Here is a 17,297-nt window from a genome sequence, read left to right as displayed (position 1 = left end):
ATATGCCTGTTTTTTTATTGTTGTAGTACTTCTTGATAATAAATTTTTTTCTTTTGATACATATGGTGATCTGCGCGTTTTAGCATATCCTCTACATGTTCATTGTCTTTTGTTGTTGCATGCCCAATAGCAATACTAATTGGGTGACTTGAGTAATATTGATTGTCTATATTGAAAAGTTCCTGAATCGTTTGAAGCATCATTAAAACATTCGCTTCGTCTGCTCCGGGCATTAAAACAACGAACTCATCTCCACCAATTCGAGAAGCGGTATAAGCAGTATGTGTGATTGCCTGATTTAGAATATTACCTACACGGCGTAACAACCCATCGCCAATATCATGACCCAGTTGATCATTGGTTTCTTTTAAACCATTCATATCTAAAAAAATTGATGAAACAGGGCGGATAATACTACGATTTAAACGATTAAGTTCTTCTGTAAAGAATGCGCGGTTATAGAGTTTAGTCAGTACATCATGTTGCCCTAAATATTCGAGATAATTTTCAGCTTTCTTTCGAGCTGTAATATCTGTGAGTGCAACCTGTACCAGTCCCCATGTCTCTTCATAGCCTGGGAATACAGTAAATTGCAGTAGGACATTTCTAATTTGTCCATCTAATGCATAATTAATTGCTTCACGCTTGTGGTGAATATTTCCTTGCCATAGCTCAATCAGTTGTTCTCTAAAGGTTTCCACCATCTCATCGGCAAAAATTTTATGGGTATTTTTTAGCAAAGTGTTTTTATCGGGTGCTTTAAATAAATCGAGGGTCGACTGATTAACATCTAAAATCAAAATATCTTCGATACATTGACGAACAAATTCAGGATGTACATCTAAAAAAGTTCTAAAATCTTCTATACCTAATAATCTAAGCTGATCAATTCTGTTTTTAATACGACTAAAATCTTCGACCCAAAGAGAAGTGGGTGAGTAAATAAACATTGACTCTGCTAAACGTCTATTTTTTTCTTCTTGACGGAGTGCGTTTTTGTAAGGAGTAATATCTTCAGTCGTAATTAAAATACGGCTAAAGGTGGCTTCAGAGCCTGGTAAAATTGCCCCCCGTAGTTGTACATCAATAGGTTTACCAGAGAGCGTGTAATTTATAGTAGTACTTGAGAAGTGGGTTTTGCCATTCCATAACGCTTCGAGTTCGTGAATATGGGCTTCAAACATCTCTTTTTTAAAAATAAGATCTAAGTTCGCGCACAATTCTTCTTGGTTTTTTGCTTCAAAAAGTTCTAAAGCTTTTTGATTGACTTTGATCACTTTAATTTTATGGGCACATTCAATAATTAGATTTTTATTTTGGCTTAGAAAATCATATAGGTTTTCAATCCCTTGGCTTTTCCATAAGTCAAATAACTGTTTAACTTCACTGAAATCCTCAATCCACATTGGAATTGGGGTTAGGTCAAAAATTGAAGAATCTAAAGTTTCCATATGTTTCTTTAAGTATTCAGTTTGTCTCAAAGTATAGTGAGAAAAATTAAGATTTGGAAAGATAAACAGATTAAATCTATTAGAATAATTAAAATAAAGAATATTTAATGTAAGTGAAATAACATAATGAGAAAGCAGAGGTTATCTGCTTAACTCATAAAATGACAAAATAAATTAGCGGTTAATTGGGTGTTCAATGTGTTTTTCACCACGCCATAATTTAATAAAGTCTTGCTCATCGAAATCATATAGTTCCATAAGTGCAACAATAACACTTACGAAAATCATCGCGCCTTCTGAATTACCATGAATATTGAAAATCTTACCATTGAGCTTACCCAAAATATCACTTAATTCATGATCACGGCCTCTGCCATAACGGTCACGAGGATACAATTCTTCATTAAGTACGATAAGTGCTACTGCTTTTTCAGCATTCGATAAATCTGTTTTATCTAAAGCTTCTTCAAAAGACTCGCTACCATGATTAAAGTAAAAGATGACTTCATCATTAATGAAACTTTGAACCATTTTTTGAGTAAGTGTCGGGAACTGTGAAACAGCATTTTCTTCGACATATGGTTTAAATGATTCAGGGAAAATTACATTGTGATATATGCCCTTAAAAAGCGGAGCAATTTCAGAAACTTTATAACCTGCGATTCCACATCCTAAAGCAGTCACAAAGTACTTCATTTTAGGATGATTTTTTGCATAAATTTTAAAGTCTTCAACATAATGCTCGATTTGGGAGAGCGGCATTTGTTGAATATGTTCATTTAGAGTTGGAATTGCAAAGCTTTGTCCAGCCCAGCCACGACCTACACCTTCAACTGCACCAAAGTGCTGACTAGCAACTCGGGCAGCTCCACTACCGTGTTGCCCGGCAAGATTGCTTCCAAATACGAAAACTGTATCTTCAGGAAGTTCCGTTACAATGCTTTCATCATGGTATTGGTATGACATATTCTTATCATTAAATAGAGTATAAGCTCATGTTGCAGTTGATTGCGGGAAGGGTCAATACCTGTTTGCATTTTTCTTTTATAATTTTTTATAAGACTGTACTCAATGAAGATGAAAGTTATCAATTCATTTTATAAAGAAAGGCTTATAAGAAACTGATATGTTTTTATAGAGTCATAAAGTAAAGGTCTTACTTAAATAACAAAATCAGATGAAATTTGATTTCTACCATTTGCTTTAGCTCTATAGAGCAGATGATCAGCACGATGCAAAGCCTGTTCAATGTCCTGTAAGTTTTTTATAGAGGTGAGTCCATAACTTGCTGTAATTCTAATTTTATTATTCGTAAATACAGTTTGTTCTATCAAAGCTTTAAGCCGTTGTGTCTGGTGTAAAGCATCTCTTTCATTTTTAGCCGAGATCAAGCAAATAAATTCTTCACCTCCAAAGCGTGCTACTAAGTCATTAGCCTTTTTATTATTTAATATTATTTCACTAACGCCTTTTAAAATTAGATCACCTGTATAATGACCCCATGTATCATTAATTGTTTTGAAATGATCAAGGTCGAAGTATATTAAAAAATAAAAACTATTACCAAAATCTATAACTTTATTTTTTTCAAAAAAACTACGACGATTTAATAAATGAGTAAGCGGATCTTGAAAACGTTCATTATTGAGATGATGAATAACATCTTTGACGGCGCACCCACTAATGACTAGAGCAAATAAAATATTTAAGAGGATGTTGGCTGACATACATAGCAGCCACCATACTGATGAGGTTAAGGTAAATTGACTTTGATCTATAGGCTCTAAAAATATGAAGTTAATTCCAGCTCGAAAAAAAGAATATGAAACACTGATCAAATAAAAAATTAAGATCCATTTATCAAATGATTTAGAGGACGGTAATTTTTTTAGTACATATGGAATTGTAATAAAACCTACTAAACCCAAAGAAATATTTAAAATAATTAATCGTACCCATATTTGGGGCTGTATATATGAAAAATAGGTCAATATAGCAATCGTACATAAACTAATCGCTAATGCTAATTTGTGCCTAAAAGAAACCTTTAACTTCAGACTAATAGCATAGGCACCGAACCAACTGCCTAATAAATATAAAATTTGAAGATATTCACTTATATGTAATCAAAAATCTGATTAAAGTACAGAAAAATGATTGTAAATTTGGCTTATTGACTCCATTAATAGCAAATTACGCATATTTATAAAAGAGAGAGAACTGTGAACGAAAATCAACCTTTCGATTTGGTCACTCATTATCAGCCAGCGGGTGATCAGCCACAGGCAATTGAAAAGCTGGTAAATGGCGTCGAAAAAGGTTTTCGTAATCAGTTACTGTTGGGTGTGACTGGTTCCGGTAAGACCTATACCATGGCAAATGTCATTGCCCAAACACAACGGCCAACTATTGTGATGGCGCACAATAAGACCTTAGCAGCGCAGCTTTATGGTGAATTTAAAGCCTTTTTCCCAAATAATGCAGTTGAATACTTTGTAAGTTATTACGACTACTATCAACCAGAAGCTTATGTTCCGTCTTCAGATACGTTTATTGAAAAAGACGCAGCAATTAATGACCATATTGACCAGATGCGTTTATCGGCAACACGTGCTTTGTTAGAACGCCGTGATGCAATTATTGTTGCTTCTGTATCTGCTATTTATGGTTTGGGTGACCCAAATGCTTATATGCAAATGTTATTGCATGTGGTGCAGGGTGACCGAGTGAGTCGAGACGAAATTATTCGCCGTTTGGTTGAAATGCAATATACGCGTAATGAGCTTGAATTCTTACGTGGTACCTATCGAATTCGTGGCGAAATTATTGACATTTTCCCTGCTGAATCGGACCAACATGCAATTCGTATTGAGCTTTTTGATGATGAAGTAGACTCAATTCGTTGGTTTGACCCACTCACTGGTAAAATGGTACGCAAAGTACCACGTGTCACGATTTATCCAAAAAGCCATTATGTGACACCAAAAGACAACTTAACTCGTGCGATTGATACCATTAAGGATGAACTTCAAGACCAGCTTAAGTTCTTCCGAGAACATGACAAGTTGCTTGAGGCTCAGCGTATAGAGCAGCGTACTCGTTATGATTTGGAAATGATGCAGCAGTTAGGCTATACCAATGGTATTGAAAACTACTCTCGTCATTTATCGGGCCGTCCAGCAGGTGAAGCACCACCGACATTGTTTGATTATGTGCCAGACGATGCCTTACTTATTATCGATGAATCGCATGTAACGGTTCCTCAGATTGGCGCAATGTATAAAGGTGACCGTTCACGTAAAGAAAACTTAGTGAATTATGGTTTCCGTTTACCTAGTGCACTTGATAACCGCCCAATGAAATTTGAAGAGTGGGAACGTATTGTACCAACCACTATATTTGTGAGCGCAACGCCCGCTAAATACGAATTGGAAAAGTCAGAACAAGTGGTTGAGCAAGTTGTTCGACCAACAGGTTTAATTGATCCAGAAATTGAAGTGCGCCCAGTACTTACTCAAGTCGATGATGTGCTTTCTGAAATTAATATTCGTAAGAATTTAAATGAACGTGTATTGGTGACGACTTTAACTAAACGTATGGCGGAAGATTTAACGTCTTACTTAAAAGAATATGGCGTTAAGGTTGCTTATTTGCACTCAGATATCGATACGGTTGAGCGTGTCAAAATTATTCATGAGTTACGTACAGGTGTATTCGACGTTTTAGTCGGTATTAACTTGCTTCGTGAAGGCTTGGATATGCCAGAGGTTTCTTTAGTTGCCATTTTAGATGCAGATAAAGAGGGCTTCTTACGTTCAGAACGTTCACTTATTCAGACCATTGGTCGAGCTGCCCGAAATGTGAAAGGTAAAGCAATTTTATATGCAGATAGAATTACCGATTCTATGCAAAAAGCAATTGATGAAACCGAGCGTCGTAGAGCCAAACAAATTGAGTTCAACGAGCTACATGGTATTACACCTCGTAGTGCTGTTCGTCAGGTCATCAAAGAAATTGATTCAGGTGAAGTGCTTTCAGATGATCAAATTGATGAGAAGATATTAGAGCAGGCAAAAGCCCTGAGTGCTGACGATCGACATATTCTTTCTGATCCTAAATTATTTAGTAAGCATATTACTAAGCTTGAGAAAGAAATGTTAAGGGCATCTAAAGACTTACAATTCGAGCAAGCTGCTCGCATTCGTGATGAGATTGTTCGTTTAAAAGCGCAAATGTTGCAATAAATGGATACATAACACTACATGATTTGTTTAAAAAACAAGCTACTGTAGATATTTAAGTTATTTTTGTATTCACAACTAAAAGTTGAGGGCAACAATGGCATTTCGAAAAAATGTTCCGCAAGCCAGTTGGCGCTTGGCAAAAATTGCATTGGGCGGGATTGTTCTGACTGGCTTAGCCGTTGGAACATATGCCTACGCCCAGCAAAAAACGTTACCAACTGTCGATAAAGTTGAATTAGACCGTTATTTAGGTGTGTGGTATGAAGTCGCACGTAAACCAGCTTTTTTTCAAAAAAAATGTGCTTACAACGTATCTGCAACATATACCTTAAATGAAAATGGGAATATTGTTGTAGATAACCGTTGTTATGATAATCAAAAACAATTACAGCAATCTATTGGTGAAGCATTTGTAGTGAATCCACCATATAACACTAAACTAAAGGTTAGTTTTTTACCTGAGGCTGTAAGATGGATACCCGTAATTCGTGGTGATTATTGGATTTTAAAACTAGATGAAGACTATCAGACTGTTTTAGTTGGAGAGCCTTCTCGTAAATATCTTTGGGTATTATCTCGAACGCCGCACCCTAAAAAAGAGGTAGTTGATGAATATCTGAATTATGCAAAAACATTAGGATTTGATATTCGAGATATTATTCACTCTGAGCACAAAGAGTAAAAAATTTTGCTTAAGAAAAAACCATGTCTTCACATGGTTTTTTCTTTTGTATAGTGGATAAATCAAGTATTGTATCGCTTCATTTTTATTGAAGTATAAAGAGGTTGGTGATGTTAAAAGGCGTGATTTTCTCTGTCATGGCATCATTAACTTTCGGTGTACTTTATTTCTATACCCAATTACTCGGCCAACTTGATAGCGAGCAGACTTTTGGATGGCGTATTATTGCAACTTTGCCATTTTTAACTATGTTTATGTGGTGGAGTGGTGACTTAAGCCATATTAAAAATATCTATCAGCGTGTTTTGGCAAACCCCTCTTTTCTTTTATTGCTCATCACAACCTCTGTGTTGACTTCGGTACAGCTATGGCTCTTTTTGTGGGGGCCAATGCATGGGCGTGGTTTACAAGTGTCCTTGGGATATTTCCTTCTACCGCTTGTACTGGTGTTAGCTGGTAGTGTCTTATATGGCGAAAAAATATCAAAATTTCAGTGGGTCGCTATTATTCTGGCCATAGTTGGGGTAGGCCATGAAATTTTTCGCTTAGGAAGTATTGCTTGGGAAACTGCTTTAGTTGCCATTGGTTATTCAGCTTATTTCTTATTACGCAAGAAAATTAAAACCGATAATTTAGGTGGTTTTTGGTGGGATCTTGTAATTATTATGCCCGTAGCGATTTATCTGACCCATACAGGTGTATTGCCATACGCTAAATTTCTCGATCAACCAACCCTTGCTTTGGTCATTATGGGGCTAGGGGTGCTTAGTGCTATAGGTTTAGGAAGTTATATATTAGCGAGTCGTTTTTTACCCTTAGTGGTATTTGGATTGCTCGGATATCTAGAACCTGTATTGCTTGCTTTGGCGTCGTTGGTTTTAGGTGAAAGTATTGGTCGAGAAGAGTGGTTTACTTATATTCCAATCTGGTGTGCTGTTTTTGTACTTGTTTTAGAAGGTGCTTTTCATCTTTATCAACAGCAGCAAAAAGCCAAAAATTTGCAGTTAAATATCGAAAAATATCAAAAAAGATTAAAAAATGATGCTCATCATTAGAGCATCAGAATCCAAAAAGTAAGAAAAAGCAAAAATTTAGCTGCTTTAAACAATAAGATAATAAAAAATAATTATAGGTATTTTATGAATTTATGATGAATTTTAGGAAAATCTAGCTACTAACGTCAGCTTTTGATTCATTCTTGCCAATAATTCCATTACAATTACGGGGTTTTAAAAATCACGCCTAGATATAATTAATTAGAGGACGTATCTGTGAGCAAAGACACTATCATCGCCCTGCATGCTGAACACCAAGGTCGTTGGAAAAACCGTGAAGAAATCGCGGAACGTATGATTGCATTAATCGGTCAATTATACCGTGAAAAAAATATTGTCGTATCTGTTTACGGTCGCTCTTTAATTAACCGTTCTGTTATTCAAATTTTGAAAACTCACCGTCGTACACGTGTTGTAGATGTTGAGCTTTCTGTTGTAAATACATTCCCAATTTTAGAAGCTTTAGCAAAAGTTGAAAACATTGGTTCTGCAGAAGTTGATATCGGTAAACTTGCAGTTGAATATAAAGAAAAAGGCGGTGATGTTGACGCGTTTGTTGCTCAAGCAGTTGAGTCAATTAAAGGTAGTGCAACTTCTGAACAACCAAAAGACGTAGTTCTTTACGGTTTTGGTCGTATTGGTCGTATCTTAGCTCGTTTAATCATTAGCCAATCAGGTTTAGGTCGTGGTTTAAGCCTTAAAGCGATTGTTGTTCGTAAGTCTTCTGACGGTGACTTGGCGAAACGTGCTTCTTTACTTCGTCGTGACTCTATTCACGGTACTTTCGCTGGTACAATCTCTGTTGATGAAGAAAACGAAGCAATCATTGCGAATGGTAACTTCATTAAAGTCATCTATGCATCTAGCCCAAGTGAAGTTGATTACACTGAATACGGTATTGAAAACGCGCTTTTAATCGACAACACTGGTAAATGGCGTGATGCTGAAGGCTTAAGCCAACACTTGAAATGCCCAGGCGTTGCACGTGTAGTATTAACTGCACCAAGTAAAGGCGAAATGAAAAACGTTGTATTTGGTGTGAATAACACTGACATCTTAGATGAAGACAAAATCATCTCTGCTGCAAGTTGTACAACAAATGCAATCACTCCAATTCTTAAAGTATTGGATGACAAATATAAAGTTCTTAATGGTCACGTTGAAACAGTTCACTCATTTACAAATGACCAGAACTTAATTGATAACTATCACAAAGCTGATCGTCGTGGTCGTGCCGCTACATTGAACATGGTTATTACTGAAACTGGTGCTGCTAAAGCTGTTGCTAAAGCATTACCTGCATTAAAAGGTAAGTTAACTGGTAACTCTGTACGTGTTCCAACACCAAACGTATCTCTTGCAATCTTAAACTTAACACTTGATAAAGAAGTTGATCGCGAAGAAGTGAACGAATACATTCGTCAAATTTCGATTAACTCTAAACTTCAAGGTCAAATCGGTTATACCAACTCTACAGAAGTTGTATCGAGTGACTTTATCGGTTCTCGTACTGCTGGTGTATATGATGCTCAAGCAACGATTACTTCTGGTAACCGCTTAACTGCATATGTTTGGTACGATAATGAAGTAGGTTATAGCTGCCAAGTATTACGTATTGCTGAACAAATGTGTGGTGTAAGCTATACAAAAATTCCTGCAGAAACTAACGCTTAATTCTATTTAACGTTAGATAAAATATTGTGACAAAAAGACCCAGTTTAGACTGGGTTTTTTTACAACCGTACAAAATATATGCTGATTATTTTTTGGAAATCAATGAGAATAGGATTTAAGGAACAAAAAGAAATAGTAAGGGATTGGAATTGCAGCAGTTTAAAAGATTATTGATAGTCTTCTTTTTCATCATCATCGCGAATATATGTGGTGTGCTCATCGCCATTTGGGTTTTCAAGCATTTTAATATTTATATTCCGCTGAAAAACCAAGCTGTAGCGATTGATTTACAAGAACCATTACAGGTACAGGTCAAAGTAAAAGATGCTTTAAATGTCGATGTAAAAGGCCGAGTAAATGCGAATATTCCTATTAATGAAAAGTTAACGATACCTTTAACACAGACGTTAACTCCTCGTGTATATTTCGATAATATGGTGCCAATCAGCACAGTTATTCCTGTAAAAGAAACGTTAAAAGTTGATCAAAGCCTCCCAATAGATACTAAAGTTCAAGTCAGAGTATTAGGTAAGGACATCACTTTGCCATTAAAAGGTAATATTCCATTAAAGCTTGATGTACCTATTGATATTCAAGTACCACTCGATCAAAAAGTTCATTTGAAGTTTGATGCTCCAGTTAAAACAGTTTTAAAAGAAGATCTTCATATTCCTCTAAATGCTCAATTAAAGACCAATATTCCGATTCAAGGTAGTTTGAATGTACCTGTAAAAACTGCTTTAAATGCTTCAGTAGATGTGAAAAATACTTTGCCAGTTAAAATTGAGCATGGTGAGTTAAAAATACCTTTATCAAGTATGAGTCTTAATCGGGTTAAAGTCGATAATGCTACATCTGTACCTGATCAGAACCAGAATAAGTAGGAAGGTGACTGATGCTTGGTTCAATAAAAAGTATGCTGATCAGTTTTTTTCTGATTATGGTACTCACGGCAATTTTATTTTGGCTTTATTTAAATATACAAGCTTCAGTTGTAGTGTCTGCACATGAGTCGGATATTCGTTTACCGGAGTCATTAGAGACAAAAATTCATGTTGGTAATAATTTACAGGTACAGTCTATAGGTAAACTTGATACCTCAATTAAGATTGATCGTCAGATTTCAGTACCATTAAAGGGAAGGTATTTGGCTGATTTAGAGTTTGAAGTCGAGATGCCAATTACAGTAAGTGTCGATTATGCGACAACTCTGAAAGTTGATCAGGTTATGCCTTTGGAAACAACTACCGATTTAATTTACCAAAATAAGTTATTACCTAGATTTCCATTAAAATTAAATATTCCTATTAATCTTGATATTCCATTTCAGTTAAAACGTAGTTATACCATTCCTGTTAAAATTGCTTTTAATGGTCCAGTTTATTTTGAGTTCGATGAGTCGGTAAATTTACCAGTTAAACATCAGTTTAATCCAAGTTTGAAAATTAATGATGCAATGGAAATGGGCAATATCTCAAGCTTTAATGCCATTATGTATAACTCTGTACAGCACACAAAAGCGAATTTAGATATGAAGATGGATTTGCCTTTACGCAATGTTCATCCATAAGGGATTAACGCATAAAAAGCGACTCTGATCTGCTTTAAACTTTTATCAATATCAAAAGATATAGAATAAGACCTAGGAAAGTTGAATTCTCTCGATTTTCTATTCGAGAATTTTATGAAAATATGGCAGAATAGGCGGTTTTAGAGTTTTTAGAGGATTGGCAAATGCGCTTTGTTGATGAAGCAGTCATTACCGTAGAGGCTGGCGACGGTGGCAATGGCGTAGCCAGTTTTCGCCGTGAAAAATTTGTACCATTTGGTGGCCCAGATGGTGGTGATGGCGGACGTGGTGGAAGTATCTATATTCAAGCTGATGATGATACAAGTACCTTAGTCGATTACCGTTACACCCGTAAATTCCGCGCTGAGCGTGGTAAAAACGGTGCAGGTGCTAACTGTACCGGACGTGGTGGTGAAGATGTGGTTTTAAAAGTACCTGTAGGTACAACAATTGTTGATACAGATTCTGGCGATATTATTGGTGACTTGGTTGAAGACGGCCAAAGAATTCTGGTTGCAGGTGGTGGTGAAGGTGGTTTAGGTAATACTCACTTTAAATCATCAACTAACCGTGCTCCACGTAAATGTACTACGGGTACTAAAGGTGAATTTCGTGAAATTCGTCTTGAGTTGAAAGTATTGGCAGATGTTGGCTTATTAGGTATGCCAAATGCTGGTAAATCTACTTTCATTCGTGCTGTAAGTGCTGCAAAGCCAAAAGTGGCAGACTATCCATTTACAACCATGGTTCCAAACTTGGGTGTTGTAGATGCTGACCGTCATCGTTCATTTGTAATGGCCGATATTCCGGGCCTTATTGAAGGTGCGGCAGAAGGTGCAGGTCTAGGAATTCGTTTCCTTAAACATTTGGCGCGTACTCGTATTCTTTTACATATTATTGATGTACAACCAATTGATGGTTCAGATCCAGCTCATAATGCAAAAGCAATTATGAATGAGTTGGTTAAGTTCTCACCTACTTTGGCGAAACTACCAGTTGTTTTAGTGCTCAATAAACTGGATCAAATTGCTGAGGAAAGCCGTGAAGAGTGGTGTCAGCACATTCTAGATGAATTAGAGTGGACTGGACCTGTCTTTAAAACATCGGGCTTATTAAGTGAAGGTACAAAGGAAGTGGTGTACTACCTGATGGATCAGATTGAACAGCAACGTGAACGCGAAGTTGAAGATCCTGAGTACGCAGCAGAAGTAAGAGCTTTCCGTGAACAACTAGAAGTTGAAACACGTGAACAAACCATTGCGGCAAAAGAAGCATATCGTGCAATGCGTCGAGCACAACGTCTTGAAAGCATGATGGACGATGATGATGATTTTGACGATGATGAAGACGACAATGATGTAGAAAGCATCTACGTTCGTGACTAAAAAATCGAGGAAAACATGATAGAAGTGGTCGATGGGCAACGTAAGCTCAGTGAGTGTAAACGAATCGTTGTTAAAATCGGATCATCTTTACTCACAGCAAATGGGCAGGGGCTAGATCTGGAAGCTATTTCGCATTGGGCGAAACAGATTGCAGATTTACACAATGCTGGACACGAAATTATTTTAGTGTCTTCAGGAGCTGTAGCAGAAGGTATGGTTCGTATGAAGCTTGCGAGTCGACCCACCGATCTACCCAGTTTACAAGCATGTGCCGCAATTGGGCAAATGGGCCTAATTCATACGTGGTCTAGCGTGCTTGAAAATCATAGTATTCGAACAGCGCAAGTGTTACTAACACATGATGATTTGGCAGATCGCCGTCGTTATTTGAACTCATGCGATGCGTTGCAGAACTTGATTGACTGGCGTGTTATTCCGGTTATCAATGAAAACGACACAGTCTCTACTGACGAGATCCGTTTTGGTGATAACGATACCTTAGCAGCAATGGTTGCTGGTCAAGTACATGCTGATTTACTGATCATTTTAACAGATCAGCAAGGCATGTTTGACTCAGACCCACGCCATAACCCTGATGCAAAGTTGTTATCAACTGTGCGTGCCATGGACGATGTCTTATTTGAAATGGCTGGCGGTGGTGGGCTTCTTGGACGAGGTGGCATGGTCACTAAAGTTCGTGCCGCACGTCTAGCTGCCAAGTCAGGTTGTCCAACACTGATTGCTAGTGGTGAAAGTGACAATGTATTGTCACGAGTAATGGCTGGCGAAATGTTAGGTACGTTATTCACGACTGATAAAGACCGTATGACAGCACATCAACAGTGGCTTGCTGCGCATTTGCAAACAGCAGGTCGTTTGGTGATTGATGATGGTGCGGTTGAAGCGATTAAATTGAAACACCGTAGTTTACTCCCTGTTGGGGTCAAAACTGTTGAAGGTCACTTTGATCGTGGTGATGTGGTTGAATGTGTGGATAAACAAGGCAAACGTATTGCGGTTGGACGAGTAAACTTTAGTTCTCGTTCAGCTGAAATTATTAAAGGCCTTTCTTCAGATAAGGTTTACCAAGTACTTGGAGAAGCCCGTTCGCTTGAAATGATCCATCGTGACCATATGGCAATTTATTAAGTTGTGATCAATTAAAGAGCTCGCTTTATGCGAGCTTTTTTTGTGGTGTTAATGACGGCAAGATTCGATCTTCACCAACCATAAAAGGATGGGTGGCAAGGCTCAGCATATCTAAATCTTCTGAAGTATTCCCATAGGCATAAATTTGATAATAATCCTGCAAAGAATATTGTTCATGTATTCTTAACTTCTTTTGTTCATTACTACAATCTGGTGTTGAATAGTAGCCCGTCATCATGCCATTTTTAATTTGAGTTTCGGTACAAATTAATTCGATATCAAGTAATTTGCAAAGTGGAGCAAGATAGATATCAATTGAAGCTGAAACCAAGACTACTTGATCACCAAGTAACTGATGTTGTTGTAACTGTGCGAAGATTTCAGGTGAAAGCGTCGATACAAGCTCTTGCGCATATTCTTCGCCTAACCTTTGCAGTTCAATGGCTGGAGTATTGCTAAACATACTGCGAAAAAGTTTAGCTCTCATCGCATGGGCGGGATAAAAATTAAGATAATAGGCTTGAATCCATGGCAGGATTTTCAAGCCTTGCTTCACAATGTGGCGCTTTGATAATGCATAAAAGATGAACCCTGTAAAACTGTCTTTAGTGCACAAGGTTCCATCAAAATCGAACAGGGCGAGGTTTTTTATTATCTTATTCGTTTCGCTCGTTGCATACATGATTCATATCGTCCGTTTACGCGGGTTGCATACCAGTTAGTATTATAGTCACGACTTAATTTAGGCCCAGAAATGACCACTTGAGGCATCATGGCATAGATCGGTTCTTTGCCAGTTTTAGCCTTATAAAGTTTAGTTAATGCAATATAAGTTGTTGTACTTTCAAACTTTTTCTCTTTTTCTAACTTCAGATCATCGCGAAGTTGCCTTGGGGTAATTAAAACATTATTTGCAGTAAATAATTTCATTAACTCTTTTTCTGACTGACTCTGAACTGCGAGTGGATCACCAGATTTATTGTAAAGTAATAAATCACCATCTAAAGTAAGTTTAGTATCAGTAAGGGCATCGAGCATGCTTTGAAAAGCAGCATTACGGCTAGAGTACATACCTGAGTTATAATCGGCAAAACGGTAAATCGCCTTATCATAGTCTGCTGGATATACCATCAAGCGGTGAATACCATAATATAGACCGCCATATTGCGTATAAAGATCATTTCTAAGGTCTGCAATATTCATGCTAGAACGCTTATGGGCTTTGGCATAATTAATGTGAACTTGCATTGAACCCAAAGTCGTAATAGGGTTCATTTTCTCGCCAATATCTTGTCCGACCAATTTAGCTGCACCAGTTAATGCACTGACATGATAATGTTGAGTCATAAAATCAAAAATTTGACGATAAAGTAAGTCGAGATCTTTTTCAGTTTTGACTTTACGCATCTGACTCATATAGTTGTTGTCAGGGGAAGGCTGGGTTTTTAATACTTCTTCGAAGTAGCCTGCGACAGTACCGCCAACTTTCTCACCAAGTTTGTCTTCAAACTTTTCATTTAAACGGGTACTGACTTCATCAACTGCTTTTTTGCCTAGGCCTGGTACCACAGGATTGGCAACAAAGTTAGATTCCTGATCTACAATTGCAACAATACTGCAGACATTTTGCTTGGTTTTAGGAATTTTTAATTCCTGCATAATATCTTCAATATCTTTGGCCCATGACTCACGATCATGCACGCGCGATGGAATTAACTTTTTAATTTGCTGGCTTTCTAAATCGGGCTCATCATTTTTTGACCACCAGGCTTTATCTCCACAAGCAGCTAAACTCATGCATACGGTGACTACACCGAATGATTTTAATAAAAAACGGGAAGACAACGGTTTGTTCATGGCGAGGAAAGCACCTGCAAAAAAGATGAGCTGATCAAGCGGATGAAGTATACTATGTTGATCATGAATTGTATGAATATATATGTATATTGGTCCCTATCAACTGTCAAATAATTTAATTGTTGCTCCTATGGCTGGTGTAACTGACCGTCCATTTAGAACACTGTGCAAGTATTTTGGTGCGGGTCATGCAGTGAGTGAAATGATGACTGCCGACAAAACTTTGCGAATGACTAAAAAAAGTCTTTATCGTGCGAATTTTGATGGAGAATTGGCTCCTATCTCTGCGCAAATCGCGGGTTCTGACCCAGAACAGTTAGCTGAGGCTGCTCGTTATCAAGTTGCAAATGGGGCACAAATTGTTGATATCAATATGGGATGTCCTGCAAAAAAAGTATGCAATAAATTAGCAGGTTCAGCATTATTGCAAGATGAGGACTTGGTAGCTCGAATACTAGATGCTGTTGTTGAAGCTGTTGATGTTCCGGTGACTTTAAAAACCCGTTTGGGATTTTTAAATGGCGAAGAAAATATTTTACGCGTGGCTAAACGTGCTGAAGAGGCGGGGATTGCCGCGTTAGCATTGCATGGCCGTACTCGTGAAGACATGTATTTAAATACAGCACGTTATGAATTAATTAAACATGTTAAAGAGTTAATCAATATTCCAGTAATTGCCAATGGTGACATTGATAGTCCTGAGAAAGCAAAATATGTACTGGACTATACTGGTGCCGATGCAATTATGATTGGACGGGCCGCACAAGGTCGTCCATGGATTTTCCGTGAAATTGCTCATTATTTAAAAACTGGTGAGCATTTGGCTGCTCCAAATATTGAAGAAGTCAAAGATGTACTTTTAGGACATTTGTCTGAGTTATATCAATTTTATGGTGAATATTCAGGATGTCGTATTGCTCGTAAGCATATTGCTTGGTATACCAAAGGCTTACGTTCGAGTAACGAGTTCCGTCAAAATATGTATAAAGTTGAAACTACTGCTGAACAAGCATTAGTGGTCGAAAGTTATTTTAATCAATTGCTTGCAGAAGGTAATTTGATGAGCGATGTTCAGGTTGAACAAGTTAATTTATTAGCTACTCACTAAAATAAAGCAACCAGTACACGACTGGTTGCTTAAAATCTTTATTTATTCATTATCTAACATTTCAACAACCAGTTGATTGACCAGATCAGAAGCGCCTAATTCACGTATTTGTGCAACATTACTTCCTGCCCAAAAAGCACCAAAACCATAGTCATGGTGTTTGCTCGCAAGAGCATTGAGTTGCTTTGCTAAATCATAAGCATAAGGGTATTCAGGTTGGAGGGGTCGAGTAGGTGAATCAATTTTGGTATGCCAATGGTTTAATAAACCGCGAGCTGGACGCCCAGAAAGGCTTGCACTAATTTGCGTTACAGGTTCAGTAAATAATGCTTTGCGATATTCAGCAGAAGCATTTGAAGTTTGGCATTGAACGAATGCTGTACCTAACTGGACTGCGGTTGCTCCTAAACCCAACATATGTTTGGCCTGCAAGCCAGTCATAATGCCACCCGCAGCTACAACAGGAAGCTTACAATGCTTCACAATCAATTGGACCAAGTCACTGGTTTTAATCGCTGCATCAAAAGTCTGGTTGAAAATTCCTCGATGTCCACCTGCTTCAATACCTTGAGCAATGATGATATCGATACCTGCTGCTTCAATCGCTTGCGCTTCAATCAGGTTGGTGGCCGAAACCATAGTCAAAATACCAGCTTCTTTCAAAGCTTTAATTTGATGCGGATGCGGAATACCAAAATGGAAGCTCACCGCTTTAGGTTTAGTTTCTAAAACAACATTTAAAAAGTCATCATTGTCTAAAAAACTTGGATAAATACAGTGCAACTCTTGAGGAGGTTGAACACCAAATTTTTCGAAATGAGGACGTAAATATTCAATCCATTGTTTTGCTTTTTCTAGGTTAAGTTCTGTAGATTGATGACAGAAAAAATTAACCTGAAATGAGTTTTCGGTGAGTGCTTGAGTTTTTAAAATTTGTTCACGTGCACTTTGTGGAGTATTTGCTCCCAAGCCTAATGATCCAAGGCCTCCTTGATTTGAAACCTCGGCTGCTAGTTCTGGTGTAGAAACGCCTGCCATGGGAGCCAGAAAAATTGGATGTTTAATTGCAAGTTGTTGTAATAGGCTCATTTTATTCACCTCATTTCTTTCACTTCACCATAA

The 17,297-nt window shown here is 37.5% G+C and carries 15 protein-coding genes; 9 read left to right on the top strand and 6 right to left on the bottom strand.

Annotation, left to right across the window (positions count from 1 at the left end; all coding sequences use genetic code 11):
• Positions 1-14: 14 nt before the first annotated feature.
• The 3 genes from MSG95_RS01670 to MSG95_RS01660 all read right to left on the bottom strand — a co-directional run bounded on the left by MSG95_RS01670 (position 15) and on the right by MSG95_RS01660 (position 3,178).
• Positions 15-1,451 carry a sensor domain-containing diguanylate cyclase gene (locus MSG95_RS01670; RefSeq protein ID WP_004699991.1) on the bottom strand — a complete coding sequence of 479 codons (1,437 nt, stop codon included), beginning with the start codon at positions 1,449-1,451 and terminating at the stop codon, positions 15-17.
• 174 nt (positions 1,452-1,625) lie between these two features.
• Positions 1,626-2,417 carry a hypothetical protein gene (locus tag MSG95_RS01665; RefSeq protein WP_039255320.1) on the bottom strand — a complete coding sequence of 264 codons (792 nt, stop codon included), beginning with the start codon at positions 2,415-2,417 and terminating at the stop codon, positions 1,626-1,628.
• 194 nt (positions 2,418-2,611) lie between these two features.
• Positions 2,612-3,178 (bottom strand): GGDEF domain-containing protein, encoded by a 567-nt coding sequence (locus MSG95_RS01660; protein ID WP_228128567.1) that lies wholly within the window; start codon positions 3,176-3,178, stop codon positions 2,612-2,614.
• Positions 3,179-3,673: 495 nt separating this feature from the next.
• On the opposite strand from MSG95_RS01660, the gene uvrB reads away from it, so the two are divergent.
• The 8 genes from uvrB to proB all read left to right on the top strand — a co-directional run bounded on the left by uvrB (position 3,674) and on the right by proB (position 13,210).
• The gene (uvrB, locus tag MSG95_RS01655) at positions 3,674-5,695 is read left to right on the top strand and encodes an excinuclease ABC subunit UvrB (protein ID WP_004699998.1); all 2,022 of its coding nucleotides are present in this window, start codon (positions 3,674-3,676) and stop codon (positions 5,693-5,695) included.
• 94 nt (positions 5,696-5,789) lie between these two features.
• The gene (locus tag MSG95_RS01650) at positions 5,790-6,377 is read left to right on the top strand and encodes a lipocalin family protein (RefSeq protein ID WP_004700000.1); all 588 of its coding nucleotides are present in this window, start codon (positions 5,790-5,792) and stop codon (positions 6,375-6,377) included.
• A 107-nt stretch (positions 6,378-6,484) separates the two neighbouring features.
• Positions 6,485-7,432, top strand: a complete 948-nt coding sequence (gene rarD / locus MSG95_RS01645) for an EamA family transporter RarD (RefSeq protein WP_077165498.1) — start codon at positions 6,485-6,487, stop codon at positions 7,430-7,432.
• 216 nt (positions 7,433-7,648) lie between these two features.
• On the top strand, positions 7,649-9,106 hold the full coding sequence (locus MSG95_RS01640) for a glyceraldehyde-3-phosphate dehydrogenase (RefSeq protein WP_004700004.1): 1,458 nt from the start codon (positions 7,649-7,651) through the stop codon (positions 9,104-9,106).
• A 149-nt stretch (positions 9,107-9,255) separates the two neighbouring features.
• A complete protein-coding gene (locus MSG95_RS01635; protein WP_039255331.1) occupies positions 9,256-9,990 on the top strand; it encodes a hypothetical protein in 735 nt (244 codons plus the stop codon).
• Positions 9,991-10,001: 11 nt separating this feature from the next.
• Complete coding sequence (locus MSG95_RS01630) at positions 10,002-10,676, top strand: hypothetical protein (protein WP_004700009.1); 675 nt, start codon at positions 10,002-10,004, stop codon at positions 10,674-10,676.
• Between the two features lie 164 nt (positions 10,677-10,840).
• Positions 10,841-12,061: an Obg family GTPase CgtA gene (gene cgtA / locus MSG95_RS01625; protein WP_002052725.1), complete on the top strand. Its 1,221-nt coding sequence runs from the start codon at positions 10,841-10,843 to the stop codon at positions 12,059-12,061.
• A gap of 15 nt (positions 12,062-12,076) precedes the next feature.
• On the top strand, positions 12,077-13,210 hold the full coding sequence (proB, locus tag MSG95_RS01620; protein ID WP_004700011.1) for a glutamate 5-kinase: 1,134 nt from the start codon (positions 12,077-12,079) through the stop codon (positions 13,208-13,210).
• A 25-nt stretch (positions 13,211-13,235) separates the two neighbouring features.
• On the opposite strand, the gene MSG95_RS01615 is transcribed toward proB, so the two are convergent.
• Together MSG95_RS01615 and MSG95_RS01610 are read right to left on the bottom strand one after the other, a co-directional pair.
• A complete protein-coding gene (locus tag MSG95_RS01615; RefSeq protein WP_004700012.1) occupies positions 13,236-13,892 on the bottom strand; it encodes an HAD-IB family hydrolase in 657 nt (218 codons plus the stop codon).
• Positions 13,862-15,067, bottom strand: coding sequence for a DUF1615 domain-containing protein (locus MSG95_RS01610; protein ID WP_004700015.1), 1,206 nt, complete (start codon positions 15,065-15,067; stop codon positions 13,862-13,864). Before MSG95_RS01610 ends, MSG95_RS01615 begins: the two co-directional genes overlap by 31 nt.
• An 82-nt stretch (positions 15,068-15,149) precedes the next feature.
• Between MSG95_RS01610 and dusB the strand changes: the two genes are divergently transcribed.
• Positions 15,150-16,175: a tRNA dihydrouridine synthase DusB gene (gene dusB, locus MSG95_RS01605; RefSeq protein ID WP_004700016.1), complete on the top strand. Its 1,026-nt coding sequence runs from the start codon at positions 15,150-15,152 to the stop codon at positions 16,173-16,175.
• 42 nt (positions 16,176-16,217) lie between these two features.
• Here the strand turns inward: dusB and MSG95_RS01600 are convergent, their stop codons facing one another.
• Positions 16,218-17,264: an NAD(P)H-dependent flavin oxidoreductase gene (locus MSG95_RS01600; RefSeq protein ID WP_004700017.1), complete on the bottom strand. Its 1,047-nt coding sequence runs from the start codon at positions 17,262-17,264 to the stop codon at positions 16,218-16,220.
• Positions 17,265-17,297: the final 33 nt, after the last annotated feature.

Origin of the sequence: Acinetobacter sp. IK23, from assembly GCF_035615275.1 — a bacterium.
GTDB lineage: Bacteria > Pseudomonadota > Gammaproteobacteria > Pseudomonadales > Moraxellaceae > Acinetobacter > Acinetobacter seifertii.
Note: the sequence above shows the minus strand (reverse complement) of the source record. Positions and strands in the feature narration are given on the sequence as shown.